8 protein-coding genes are annotated in these 13,132 nt (G+C 47.1%); all 8 read left to right on the top strand.

Going from position 1 to position 13,132, the window contains the following annotated elements; translation table 11 throughout:
- The first annotated feature begins 75 nt into the window (after window positions 1-75).
- The 8 genes from VNM22_02580 (at window position 76) to VNM22_02545 (ending at window position 13,076) form a co-directional block, all read left to right on the top strand.
- The gene (locus VNM22_02580) at window positions 76-1,038 is read left to right on the top strand and encodes a D-2-hydroxyacid dehydrogenase family protein (GenBank protein HWP46025.1); all 963 of its coding nucleotides are present in this window, start codon (window positions 76-78) and stop codon (window positions 1,036-1,038) included.
- A gap of 77 nt (window positions 1,039-1,115) precedes the next feature.
- A complete protein-coding gene (locus tag VNM22_02575; GenBank protein HWP46024.1) occupies window positions 1,116-3,536 on the top strand; it encodes a GAF domain-containing protein in 2,421 nt (806 codons plus the stop codon).
- A 624-nt stretch (window positions 3,537-4,160) separates the two neighbouring features.
- Window positions 4,161-6,110, top strand: coding sequence for a PQQ-dependent dehydrogenase, methanol/ethanol family (locus VNM22_02570; protein ID HWP46023.1), 1,950 nt, complete (start codon window positions 4,161-4,163; stop codon window positions 6,108-6,110).
- A 143-nt stretch (window positions 6,111-6,253) separates the two neighbouring features.
- A complete protein-coding gene (locus VNM22_02565) occupies window positions 6,254-6,652 on the top strand; it encodes a cytochrome c (protein ID HWP46022.1) in 399 nt (132 codons plus the stop codon).
- 207 nt (window positions 6,653-6,859) lie between these two features.
- Window positions 6,860-7,732, top strand: coding sequence for an aldolase/citrate lyase family protein (locus tag VNM22_02560; GenBank protein HWP46021.1), 873 nt, complete (start codon window positions 6,860-6,862; stop codon window positions 7,730-7,732).
- 47 nt (window positions 7,733-7,779) lie between these two features.
- Window positions 7,780-7,989: a dodecin gene (locus tag VNM22_02555; GenBank protein HWP46020.1), complete on the top strand. Its 210-nt coding sequence runs from the start codon at window positions 7,780-7,782 to the stop codon at window positions 7,987-7,989.
- Between the two features lie 112 nt (window positions 7,990-8,101).
- On the top strand, window positions 8,102-9,529 hold the full coding sequence (locus tag VNM22_02550; protein ID HWP46019.1) for an OB-fold domain-containing protein: 1,428 nt from the start codon (window positions 8,102-8,104) through the stop codon (window positions 9,527-9,529).
- A gap of 97 nt (window positions 9,530-9,626) precedes the next feature.
- Window positions 9,627-13,076, top strand: a complete 3,450-nt coding sequence (locus VNM22_02545; GenBank protein HWP46018.1) for an NB-ARC domain-containing protein — start codon at window positions 9,627-9,629, stop codon at window positions 13,074-13,076.
- The last annotated feature ends 56 nt before the right edge of the window (window positions 13,077-13,132 follow it).

Here is a 13,132-nt window from a genome sequence, read left to right as displayed (position 1 = left end):
ATTTGAATGAGGTTAAATTTGGTTAAAACGAGGTTATTTCCGAACTTATGAAACATACGCAAAGGAGATAGGGTTATGATGCGAGTTGCCATCTTAGATGATTACCAGGGAGTAGCCCTGAAAATGGCCGATTGGAGTGTTTTGCCGACCGATGTCAAGATCCAGGTGTTCACCGACCATCTATCCGATGAAAATGCCGTAGCAGAACGGCTCAAGGACTTCGAGATTATTGTAGCCATGCGGGAGCGAACCCCTTTCCCAAAGACGTTGCTGGAACGGCTTCCCAGGTTAAAATTACTCGTTACGACCGGAACACGAAATGCTTCCATTGATATGGAGGCGGCTGCGAAACTGGGGATTGTGGTATCCGGTACCGGCCTGCTGATTCAGCCCACCGCGGAATTGACCTGGGGACTTATTCTAGCCCTACTCCGAAATATCCCCTATGAGGACCAGGCAGTACGCTCAGGCCACTGGCAACTCCGAATCGGGATAGGATTACACGGTAAGGTCCTGGGGATATTAGGCCTCGGAAAGCTCGGCTCCCAGGTAGCAGCCTTTGGAAAGGCCTTTGGGATGTCTTTACTTGCCTGGAGTCAGAACCTTACACCGGAGCGGGCCGCTCAATGTGGAGCCACCCTGGTAGGAAAAGAGGAATTGCTATCCCGTTCGGATATCGTTACCATTCATTTGGTCCTGAGTGATCGAACCCGTGGTTTGATAGGGGCCCGGGAGCTGGCCCTCATGAAGCCAACGGCGTATCTTATAAACACTTCTCGAGGTCCCATTGTGGATGAAAAAGCTCTTATCGAAGCTTTAGAAAAAGGAACTATTGCCGGAGCAGCCCTGGACGTCTTCGATATAGAACCTCTACCCCTGGATCACCCCTTCAGAAGATTAAAAAATACCGTCATCACTCCCCATATTGGATACGTGACTAAAGAAACTTATGAGGTATTCTTTAGGGATGCCGTAGAAGATATTCAGGCTTTCCTGGCCGGTAAGCCTGTCAGGGTACTGAATGCTCCCAAAGCCTGAAAATCGGGCTATCCCACCTATTAAAGTGGCTTGAAATCTACCTTGACGTTCTATCCATTTTAACATATCGTTGAAGTATGATTACAATCAATAAACAATTTAATCTGGTTTTTGACGAGAGCCTTATCCAGATCTCTAATACCCGGAAGTTTCCTTTTAAATGTGTCCTCAGTTTCTCACCCTTTATAGACTTCTGGAATCAGACCGGATCCTGGGATCAGGCCTTTAAGGCTCCCCTTATTAAAAAAGTTCGAGAAGAATTAGAGAAGGTACCTGAGTTATTAGGTCCTATTGAAGACCTCTCGATCCTCGAGAAGCACAAAGAACTCATAGATATGCTGATGACTCTGGTTTTTCCACCGGCTTTTTGGGATCGAGATTATCTGGCGGCTATTATTCCTTATCACTTCCGGATTTTCTATGCCACGCCATCTTTTAAGCGATTTCTGATGGAAGATAAGAACTTCATCGGCCGAACGCATTTAGATGAGCGGGCCATGACCTATGGTACCCTGTTGAAAGCCTATAGCCAGATTCTCCAGAAGTTTTACGATGTAAAATTTGAGTTCGAATATCCTCTGATATTTACAACCCGAGATCCTGAAACGGGATTAGACCGTCACTTTAAGCTCAACTTTGATCCACGATTTTGTGAGGTAAAAAAAGTCGGAGAAGTCAAACTCCTGACCGATGAGGAAAAAAAATACCTCTTCAATAACCTGACGAACTTAAAGACCTGGATGGAACTCATACCCCCTGAGAATTTTGAGTTTCACGGTTTTACGGTCATTACGGCTACCGATGTCACAGATCAAGAGGTTCTTTCATCTTTAAAGCGAGATTTGATAGACAGGGAATCTATTGTCTCCAATAAAAAATTCCGCAGCTTGCAGGAAAAGCTAAGAACACTCCTCAGGTTACCGGATCTGGTGTTGGGACTTGCAGCTATCCAGGGGGATCAGGTATTTCTGATTAATTATGGACGTAAACTCGAGAAATGTTGTATCTTCTCCGATTCTCAACATTTTAAAACTTCTGACTTTGCCGGTTCTATTTATGAACGTTCGGTTAAACAGGGGAATTTGCTAATCATTGAAGATCTTGTAACTTATCCCCATCGCTCGCCGGTTGAAGATCAGATCCTCGCCCAAGGGATTCGAAGCATGATCGTTGCGCCTCTCTACTATCAGGATAAACTGATCGGGACCATGGAATTGGGATCCCCGAACCCCGGCGGACTGAATGCCTTAAATGCCCTGAAGTTAGGGGAAGTTCTTCCTTTGTTCTCTGTGGCCGTTAATCGAAGTATGGAAGAGCTGGATAATCGTGTTCAGGCCATCATCAAGAAAAAGTACACCGCCATCCATCCTTCGGTAGATTGGCGTTTTCGAAAAGCCGTTCTTAACTATATTGAGAAACGTAATCGGGGTATCCACGAGGAAATAGAGCAGATTGTATTCGATAACGTTTATCCCTTATTTGGGGCCACAGATATCCGGGGCTCCTCTACGCAGCGTAATGCAGCGATTCAGGCTGATTTAATCGAGCACCTGACGCTGGTCAGGGAAATTATTCTCCTGGCGGCGAGTTATAAATCCCTTCCTATTCTCGATGAACTTGTTTACCGGATCAATAACAAAATAGCAAAAGTAGAAGTGAGTCTGGGCTCCGGAGATGAAATCACTTTGCTTGATTTCTTACGTCGGGAAGTTGAGCCTCTGTTCGATACCTTGAAGGATTTCGGTCCGGGTATCCAGGATAAAATTCAGGCTTATCGATCTGCCCTGGACCCACAATTGGGAATTATCTATCGTAAGCGGAAGGATTTTGAAGAAAGCGTTGCCCGAATCAATGATACCATCTCAGATTATCTCGATGAAGAAGAAGAAAAAGCCCAGGCTATGTTTCCCCACTATTTTGAAAAGCATAAAACCGATGGTGTGGATCACGGGATTTATATCGGTGCCTCCCTGGTTGAGGATGGAAAATTCGATTTACTTTATTTGAAAAATCTTCGCCTCTGGCAGCTCATGACGGTCTGTGGGATAGCCAGGAAAACCGAAGAGTTAAAAGGAAGTTTGAAGCTTCCTTTAGAAACAACTCATTTGATCCTGGTTCAGAATATGCCCATGTCCATTCGGTTCCGCATCGATGAAAAGCAATTCGATGTGGATGGGGCCTACAACATCCGATACGAAATTGTGAAGAAACGCATCGATAAAGCCACGATTAAAGGTGGGGAGGAGCGGTTAACTCAACCCGGTAAGATCGCCATTGTTTATTCTCAACCTAAAGAAGCTCAAGAATATCGGCAATATATCGACTATCTCCAGGATACCGGTTACCTGACCGGTGAAGTAGAAGATTTGGAGTTGGAGGATCTTCAAGGCATCCAGGGGTTAAGAGCATTACGTGTTACGGTAAATTTTCAAACGTCTGTTCAAGGGCAAGGTACCCTGCAGGAAGAAGGAAGAGGTGTTCTACAACCCGTAAACTAAATAAGGGTATAATCGGGGGTTATTCCCATACCCCTCAAGTTAAGGATTAGACCTAAGGTCTGGACATTCCTAATTCCCCCCTGGAGGGGGGAAGGGGGGTGTTCAGGCCGAAAATAAGGCTTTTCCCCTTCTTAGCTTGATGCGTATGGGATTGTCCCCTTTAATGATCAAGATAAGCAATCCTTTGAAGAGTTCTTCATGCCGGTGCAACGGGCATTTGTCCTGTTGTCCCTCCTGTTAAAGGCAAGGAGGTAAGAGGATCCAAAGGACTGGATTCGATTGCTTCCTTGGCTTCTTCCGCGTTTTTTCTTGACATTTTCTAAGTCAAAATTAGGATAAGACTTGTCGGATATTCCTCGAGGAGTATAACAAAAACATAAGCCCCTGTGGAGTAAAACCCACCGGAAGGCAGGCTTCGGAGGAGCGGTGTGGGATCCTATTCTAATAGGTGGATTTACCTAATTAAGGCCGGAGAGTAAGGGGCTATAAATAACACAAAATTTTATCATAGGGTAAGGTGTTGGCCATTAAAAGCCTCAGAGACATGGAGTTACAAACAATTGATAAAAGTTAAAACTTTGTCGGGTAACAGACCGTGTCCTGGTCAGAGGAAAGGAGGTAACGATGACCCTGCTTAAAGATTTCTGGAAAAAGGGGGAGGGTAACAAACCCGGTTTACTGAAGCCCGAAATCCCTGTAGTTGGGAGATGTAAAGGAGCTGCTACCGGGTATGCCATGGAGATCTTGAGTGTCCTTGTGATGATCATGGCAATAGTTATCGGGTTTTTCCATTCCAAGGCTGGTGCAGGTGAAGTGACCTATGAAAACCTGCTTAAAGCACATACCAACACCTCAGAATGGTTGATGTACAGTCGGACCTATGAGGGTCACCGCTATGTTCCACTCACTCAAATTACGCCTGCTAATGTGCATCGGCTTCGTCCTGCATGGGTATTTACAACGGGTGGGGAGAATCGGGGTCTGGAGCTAACCCCGTTGATTCATGATGGGGTACTTTATATTTCAGCCGATCAATCGCGTGTATTCGCAGTTGATGCCCGTACCGGCGTGAAGAAGTGGAGCTATGACCCTAAACTCTCGAAGGATGTGGAGCGTGTATATTGTTGTGGATCTAACAACCGGGGTGTGGCACTTCTTGGCGATATGGTGTATGTCGGTACCCTGGATGCGCGTCTGGTAGCCCTCAACAAAGATACCGGTGCAGTTGTCTGGGAAACTAAAGTGATCGACTGGGAACAAGGATATAGCATTACCGGCGCACCGTTGGTGGTCAAGGATATGGTACTCACCGGTGTGGCGGGGGGTGAGTTTGGCATAAGGGGTTTCGTTAAGGCTTACGATGCGAAGACCGGTAATTTACGGTGGACCACCTACACCATTCCTGGACCCGGTGAGCCTGGGAACGAAACCTGGCCCGGAGATACCTGGAAGAACGGCGGAGGGTCGACCTGGACAACCGGGGTCTTCGATCCAGAACTCAATCTGGTTTATTGGAACACAGGCAATGCCGGGCCCTGGAATTGCCACATCCGCCAGGGTGATAATAAATGGACGGCGGCGACCATCGCCATGGATGCCGATACCGGCAAGATCAAATGGGGCTTCCAGTATACCCCCCATGACTGTTGGGATTATGATAGCATCAGCACCCCGGTACTTGCCGATGTAACCCTTGGAGGCAGGAAGGTAAAGGCCTTAATGCATTATGATAAGAACGGCTTCTTCTATGTTCTCGACCGTACAAATGGTAAATTCATCTACGGTGAACCCATAGTTCCCGGGATTAACTGGACTTTGGGTTTGGATCCTGAGACCGGACGGCCAAAGGTAAATCCAGACATGGTAGCCCAGTCCGGTGGTCCGGAGGTTGCGCCGGTTGTACCCAGCTTAGAAGGAGCCATTGACTGGCAGCCGCTGGCTTACAATACCGACCTCAATTACATTTTCTTCCTGTCCAACGATTGGGCGATGGGTCTCAAGTTTTGGGCGGAGAACAAATTTGCACCCCCTACGAAGGGGGAGTGGTATCTGGGCGCCGATTATCAACAGTACTTAAGAAGCGAAAATACCGGTAACTTTGTAGGGTTTGATGTAGTCAATAGGAAGATCGTCTGGAAGGTAACCGGCCCCGCTCCATTCTGGGCCGGTGCTGTGACAACCCAGAGTGGCCTTGTCTTTACCGGGGATATGCGAGGCTACTTTATGGCCCTCGATGCCCGCACAGGCACGGTACTCTGGCAGTTCCAGACCGGTTCAGGTATCATAGGAAGTCCTATTACCTATGAACTCGACGGGATCCAGTATGTCGTGGTACCTTCGGGTGGTATCGGCGGGGATATGATTTTCTATTACACGGAACCGAAGGCCGGTAACATCTGGGTGTTTGCCCTTGACGGAGGGGGTCCTCCCCGGGTTCCGTCCGGGTCAAATCTGGTTACCATTCCAGGCGCCCTGCCAAAGGTTGGAGAACCCGGCGCTACCCTGGGGGGCAGGGTCTTGCCCGGTTACGGCTTCCCACCCACAGAAGGCTCAGAACCCATAAAAAAGGAGTAAATTAACTCTGCCCTGTCTCCCTCAGGAATTGAAAATGGAATTAAGCCCGGATAAGTTCAGAGAAAGCATCGGTTACCCGGTCAGGGCCGGATATTAAAATTCTATCCCTGAGTCAACAACCTAGCGTTAGTCCCATGAGTCCAATGGAAAAACATCTTGTGAAGAAACGGTCTGGCATAACACAATCCAGGATTGGGCTTGTCACCTTTCTCCTCCTGGGGTTATCCCTGATAAAGGGTTTCGCTGCCGGAGACGAACAAACCCAGGTCAATACAGGTAAAGAGCTAAAGAACCCTTATTTAGGACAAAAGGAAGCAATCGAAGAGGGGGAACGGATCTACCGCAGCCGTTGTGTGGGATGCCATAAGAGCCGAGGTGGCTCCGGTCCCAACCTTTTTAAAACCAAGCTCACCGATAAACAGTTCCTGGAAACTGTGATGAACGGGCGTAAAGGCACAAATATGCCTGCCTGGAGTAACTTATTTTCGATTGAGGACGTTTGGAAGGTCCATGCTTTTGTCATGTCCCGAGACCAACTCTAAGGGACAAAGGGAAGCCCAGGACCTTTGTGGATCATCCTACCGGTCCATGGAAGGTATCATCTAACTCTGAATATCGGGACGAAGGGGGAATATCCTGGATGTTACCCTTATCATTGCCTTTACGCTCATCGTTGTAGGATCGATGGAAGTTAGCATCTTTATTTGGTTCAACTACTTTTATTCAATTTTTTAACGAAAGGAAAAGCTATGCCGAGAATTAATAAAGCCGTGGAGTTACTGGAACAAGGGCAACCGATTTACCTGGTTAACACCGGAGAACTTACTTATGAAAATGGGGTTCGTATGGCCCAGACCTGGGGGGATGCCATTCGCCTGGATTTAGAACATGGTCCCTTTGATATTTTAGCGTTGGGCGAATTCATGCGAGGTCTGGTTGCCGGGGGACCAACCCCAAGTGGGCATCGTACACCCGCGGTGATTGTCGAGCTTCCCACAGATGGAACTGACGAAATGGTTATGCGGGCCAATGCCTGGATGGTTAAGCAGGTACTGGCCCAGGGAGTTCATGGGATTCTGCTTTGTCATGCCGAAACCCCCGGAGCGGTCAGAGTATTGGTGGAGTCTACACGATATTCCTTTCAGAAGATCGGCGTCGGAGATCGGCTGGGACAGGGCCGTAGAGGTAATGGGGGACAGGCTTCTGCAGCGAAAATCTGGGGAGTTAGTGAGAGTGAATATTTGCGGAAAGCAGACGTATGGCCCCTCAATCCAGAAGGAGAAATTCTCTTGGGGGTAAAGATAGAAAACCTTAGAGCCCTGGAAAACGCAGAAAAAACCCTGGCCGTTCCGGGAATTGCCTTTGCAGAATGGGGACCTGGGGACATGGGAATGGCCTTAGGTTATCCTGAACAGCACGATCCTCCTTATCCTCAGGAAATGATCGATATCCGAGAAAAGGTCAAGAATCTTTGTAAAGCTAACCGTATTTTCTTTTTAAACCAGGTCAGCAAAGAGGATATTACGGCCATGATCGATGAAGGGGTCATGGTCTGTAGTGCTCCCAATGCCGAGGTAGCCTCTATAGGTCGGGTATATACCCGAAGAAAAGTACCCTGGTAGTCGCTTTCTATTAAAAAATTAACCCTTTCAACCCAGGAGGAATTTTTATGGGTGACCATATTTACAAATTGATTGAACTAACCGGTTCTTCTACCACTTCTATAGAAGATGCCATCCAGAATGCCCTTACCCGGGCGGCAAGAACCGTTCGTCACTTGCGCTGGTTTCAGGTCGTTGAAACCCGAGGGACCATTGAAGATGGTCGAGTGGGTTATTGGCAGGTTACAATAAAGGTCGGATTTACCCTGGAAGAGTAAGTATCAGATGGAGTGAAAACCTGAGCGAGGTCCCGTAAGGGATGGTGATAGAGGGGTTAGTCGTACCAGTAAAGTAAAGCTTTGGGGATGGAGATCCTTCTTTGGAGAGAAGATGATCGGAATTACCAGATGGGGAGCCTATATACCCTATTATCGGCTTGATGGTCAGACATTAAGTCAGATCTGGGGGGAATCTTTTACCGGAGAGCGGGCCGTTGCTAACTACGATGAGGATAGCCTTACTCTGGCCGCAGAAGCCATCCGAATCTGTCTGAAGGATGAAGACCCCAGAACCTATCAAGGCCTTTATTATGCTTCGACCTCGATGCCTTATCGGGAACATCAAAATGCTACCCTCCTGGCTACCGTTGGCGATTTAAGCACCGATCTATTTACGGCCGATTTTAGCGGTTCCTTACGTGCCTCTACCCAGGCTTTTCGAGCTGCTTATGATGCTGTAAAGGCAGGCTCTGCAGATAAAATCCTCATAGCCGCTTCGGATATTCGGCTTGGAGAACCGGGAAGTGGGTTTGAAGCAACCCTGGGAGATGCCGGTGCTGCACTGGCTATAGGAAAAGAAGGCATCGTTGCAGAAATCCAGGCGTTTTATTCTTATTCTCAAGATTTTCTCGATGTCTGGAGAACGGAAGATCAACGATATGTGAAATCCGGAGATCAAAAATTTATTGAAACCTATGGATATCGGACTTTTATAAGAAGAGCTTTAGAAGGACTTTTGAATAAAGTGGGCTTGAATAAAACCGATATTTCAAGAGTCCTCTTCTTTGCCCCAGACATCAGAACCTTCCGAAGTCTCTCTCAAGACCTGGGATTTAAAAAAGAAGCCTATCTCCCGGACCCTCTCTTAAATACCATAGGATGTACCGGTACGGCTTATCCTTTTCTCTTGTTGATCGCAGCTCTGGAATTGGCGAATCCGGGAGAAAAAATTGTCCTGCTGAGTTATGGGTCAGGAAGTGATGCCATTTTATTCGAAGTGACGGAGAACATTAAGTCCCAAAGTGGAACAAGAATCCTGGCAGAACAGTTGCACCGTAAGAAAAATTTGAATCAGTATGGAAAATATCTCCGGTTTAGAAAGTTGGTTGAAGTTGAGCGATTAAATCCTTTTAGTTCTTTACCTGTCCTTTGGCGCGAAGAAAAGCAAAACCTTCGACTTTATGGTCAGAAGTGCCGGATTTGCGGAGCAATTCAGTATCCCTCCCGGTATATCTGTTGGAAATGTAATACGCAAAACGCTTTTACGGAAGTCCGACTCAATCCGAGGGGAAAGATTTTTACTTTCACAAAAGATTATCTGGTTCCAACACCCAATCCTCCTGTAGTTATGGTCACGGTAGATTTGGAAGGTGGAGGACGCTTCTATGCCCAGATGACAGACTGTGAACCGGATCAGGTTCATATAGGAATGGAAGTAGAACTGACCTTCCGCAAGCTGCATGAAGGGGAAGGATACCATAATTATTTTTGGAAGTTTAGACCGGTTACAACGACCCAGGAGTCTGAATCCAGAAGTTAGAATGTAAAATTTAATGTTACGTCTCATGCGTTCCTTGGCAATCGGATGATTTTTCAGCTTTATTCTGAATTTCTGACTCCTGACCCAGGAGCTTAAAATGAAATTACTTTGCCTTCTACCTTACTCGAGGCTTGCGCGTCTAATTATTGTTATAGGCTTTTTAAGTTGCCTGTTTTTAAGTTATCTGCTCACCTGGATCCAGCCTCATTTCTGGTTGTACTGGGTTGTCTTAGACCTGCTGGTCATTACCCTTATAATTCTCGGCTTTCTTCAAGCTCGTAGGGGCTTCTCTAAATCCCCCCCGGCTATGGTCGTGGACATGAAGATAGAAGGACCTGCCAGGGATAGTTTGCTGACAGCACATATTCAGAATATTGAAAGCAGGATCAAACCCCAGAAAGATCTACCTTATTCAGAAGACTGGGGGGAGGCGACCCCAACAGAACCCTTTTATGGACGGGAAGAGGAACTGAGTAAGCTAACCCGATGGATTAGAACCGACCACTGCCGTATAATCGCCCTATTGGGCATGGGAGGAATAGGTAAAACGGCTCTTTCCAGGAAACTGGCAGAGCAAGTTAAAGATCGCTTTGATTTTGTCATCTGGCGTTCCCTCCGGGAGGCCCCTCCCCTAGAAGATCTGCTGGGGGACTTTCTCCAATTTCTATCCCGCCAGCAAAAACCAGAGCGGCGAAAAAGTGTGGAACGGAGAATAACCCTCTTGATGGAGTATCTCCAGAGACATCGTTGCCTGATTGTCCTGGATAACTTAGAATCGGTCCTTTCCCAACATGACGATCTAGGCCATTATTCAGAGGGATATGAACCCTATGGCTGGCTCATTCAACGAATAGGGGAAATCTCTCATTCGAGCTGTTTGATCTTAACCAGTCGAAGGAAACCCAAAGAAATCTTTCACCTGGAGGGTAGGACCTCCCCGGTTCGATCTTTACACTTAAGCGGATTAAGACCGGCCGAAATTCGAGAAATCTTGAAAGATCAGAATTTATCCGGAACCCAGGAAGCCTGGATAACCCTGGTTAACCGTTATGCCGGGAATCCGTTGGCCTTGAAGCTTGTTTCTGCAACCATCCAACACTCCTTTGGAGGAGACATAACAGAATTTCTAAAGCAGGAGGCCTCAAACTTTAACTTTGAAGATATTCAGGATCTTTTAAATCGACAATTTAATTGCCTGTCCAATCTGGAAGAAGATATTCTCTATTGGCTGGCCATCGGTCGTGAGCCTGTTTCGATAAAGGAATTATTGGAAGATATGATTCATCCTGTATCCAAAGTGAAATTAAAGGAGGCTTTGGAATCTTTACAAAAACGATTTCTGGCTGAAAAAGATGAAAACGAACGTTTTACACTCCCGCCTACCCTCATGGATTATGCAATTAATCGATTAATAGGGCGGATTTGTGAAGAGATTTCCACAGAAACCCCCATCTTCCTCAACAGTCATGCCCTCCTTAAAGCTCAGGAAAAAGATTCCATACGAAATAGTCAGATTCGGGTTATCCTTAAACCTACGGCCGATAGACTTCTTGAGACCTTAGGTAGAGAAGTTGTCGAAAGTAAATTAGACAATATTCTATCAACCCTGCGAGAAAAATCTCCCCTTATACCCGGATATACCGGAGGGAATGCCCTGAATCTTTTAGTCCAGATGGAAAGCGATGTGAGAAGCTATGATTTCTCGAACTTAACAATCTGGCAGGCTTATCTTCCGGGAGTCGTCCTGCATAATGTAAACTTTACCCACGCAGATTTGAGTAAATCTGTTTTCACGAAAACCTTCGGGAGTATTTCTTCGGTTGTATTCAGTTCCGATGGAAAGTTTTTGGCCGCAGGGGGGGCCGATGGTGAAATTCGCCTTTGGCAGGTGGAAGATACCCGGCTACTTTTCACGTTTAAGGGGCATACAGGTTCTGTAATTTCCATTGCTTTTAGCCCGGACAGCAGCATGCTGGCCAGTAGCAGTGATGACCAGACGATTAAATTATGGGATATTCAGACCGGTCGGTGTTTTCAAACCCTGCGAGGACATACCAACTGGGTAAGATCTGTGGTTTTCAATCCCGGTGGAAAAATTCTGGCCAGTAGCGGTGATGATGAAACCATCAAGTTATGGGATGTTCGTACCGGGGAATGCCTGAGAACACTCCAGGGACACACAAATTGGGTATGGTCTGTGGCTTTCAGCCCGGATGGAAATATCCTGGCCAGTGGGAGTGATGACCAGACGATCCGACTCTGGAATAGCCAGACCGGGGAATGTCTCAAAATGTTACAGGGACACACCGGTTGGGTAGATTCTGTGGCTTTTAGCCCGGATGGGAACCTCCTGGCTTCTGGAAGTGCCGACCAAACCATAAGATTATGGGATGTCCAGACCGGTCAATGTTTTAAAATTTTGAGTGGCCATACCGATCGGATAAAGTCTGTTGCGTTCAGTCCTAAAGGAAATATTTTGGGCAGTGGTTCCGATGATCAAAGCATCAAGTTATGGAATATGAAGACGGGTGAGTGTCTTAGAACGCTCCAGGGGCATACCGATTGGGTAAACACAATTGCCTTTAGTCCTGATGGGCATCTGCTGGCCAGTGGGAGTGAAGATCAAACTATCCGCTTATCGGAAGTTCGTACGGGCCAGTGCCTTAGAACTCTCCAGGGATATACCAACGGAATATGGGCTATTGCGCTTAGTCCAGATGGAAGTGTTTTAGCCAGTGGGAGTGAAGATCAACTGGTTCGGTTATGGGATGCCCGAACGGGTCAGTGTTTTAGAATCTTGAAAGGCCATACGAAACGTGTGAGATCCCTTGCCTTCAGTCCCGATAACCGTATTTTGGCCAGTAGTAGCGATGATCAAACCATTAAACTCTGGGATGTCCACACCGGTCAATGCCTCAAAACTTTGAAGGGGCATACTGCTCGGGTGAGATCTGTAACCTTCAGTCAAGATGGGCAAACGCTGGCGAGTCGAAGTGCCGATCGAATTGTAAGAGTATGGGATGTTCGAACGGGCCAGTGCCTGGAAACTTTCCAGGGGCGAACCAGCTATGTCCGATCCGTTGCCTTTAGCCCGGACGGCACTACCTTTGCTGGTGGAAGTGACGATCAAACCGTTGGCTTATGGAGTGTAAGCACAGGTCGGTGCCTTAAAACCTTCCGGGGACATCTGAGCCACGTCTGGTCGGTGGCCTTTAGCCCGGATGGAACCATCCTGGCCAGTGGAAGTGAAGATCAAACGATAAAGTTATGGGGCGTTCCTACCGGCCAATGTCTTAAAACCTTGTACGGTCACCGCCACGGAGTTTGGTCCCTGGTCTTTGATCCTACAGGGGGTGTTTTAATTAGTGGCAGCGAGGATGAAACTATTAAATTTTGGGACGTACAAACAGGTAAATGTCTCAAAACACTGAGAAATGATAGGCTTTATGAAGGGATGAATATCACGGGAGCTAAAGGCCTGTCCGAGGCCCAGAAGGCAACCCTCAAGGCTTTGGGAGCTATCGAAAACCTGGAAAATGTCAGTTGACCCTAAAGATCCACTAACGGATTCTGGATATCCCGGTCTTAAAATTTGTCAGGTTT

This window comes from Candidatus Limnocylindrales bacterium, assembly GCA_035559535.1.
In the GTDB taxonomy this organism is placed as follows: Bacteria; Moduliflexota; Moduliflexia; order Moduliflexales; family JAUQPW01; genus JAUQPW01.
Note: the sequence above shows the minus strand (reverse complement) of the source record. Positions and strands in the feature narration are given on the sequence as shown.

Excerpts from the sequence above, each read along its gene's own strand:
- VNM22_02580 (HWP46025.1), top strand. The coding sequence starts at position 76 with ATGATGCGAGTTGCCATCTTAGATGATTACCAGGGAGTAGCCCTGAAA.
- VNM22_02555 (HWP46020.1), top strand. The coding sequence starts at position 7,780 with ATGGGTGACCATATTTACAAATTGATTGAACTAACCGGTTCTTCTACC.
- VNM22_02550 (HWP46019.1), top strand. The coding sequence starts at position 8,102 with ATGATCGGAATTACCAGATGGGGAGCCTATATACCCTATTATCGGCTT.
- VNM22_02560 (HWP46021.1), top strand. The coding sequence starts at position 6,860 with ATGCCGAGAATTAATAAAGCCGTGGAGTTACTGGAACAAGGGCAACCG.
- VNM22_02575 (HWP46024.1), top strand. The coding sequence starts at position 1,116 with ATGATTACAATCAATAAACAATTTAATCTGGTTTTTGACGAGAGCCTT.
- VNM22_02570 (HWP46023.1), top strand. The coding sequence starts at position 4,161 with ATGACCCTGCTTAAAGATTTCTGGAAAAAGGGGGAGGGTAACAAACCC.
- VNM22_02545 (HWP46018.1), top strand. The coding sequence starts at position 9,627 with ATGAAATTACTTTGCCTTCTACCTTACTCGAGGCTTGCGCGTCTAATT.
- VNM22_02565 (HWP46022.1), top strand. The coding sequence starts at position 6,254 with ATGGAAAAACATCTTGTGAAGAAACGGTCTGGCATAACACAATCCAGG.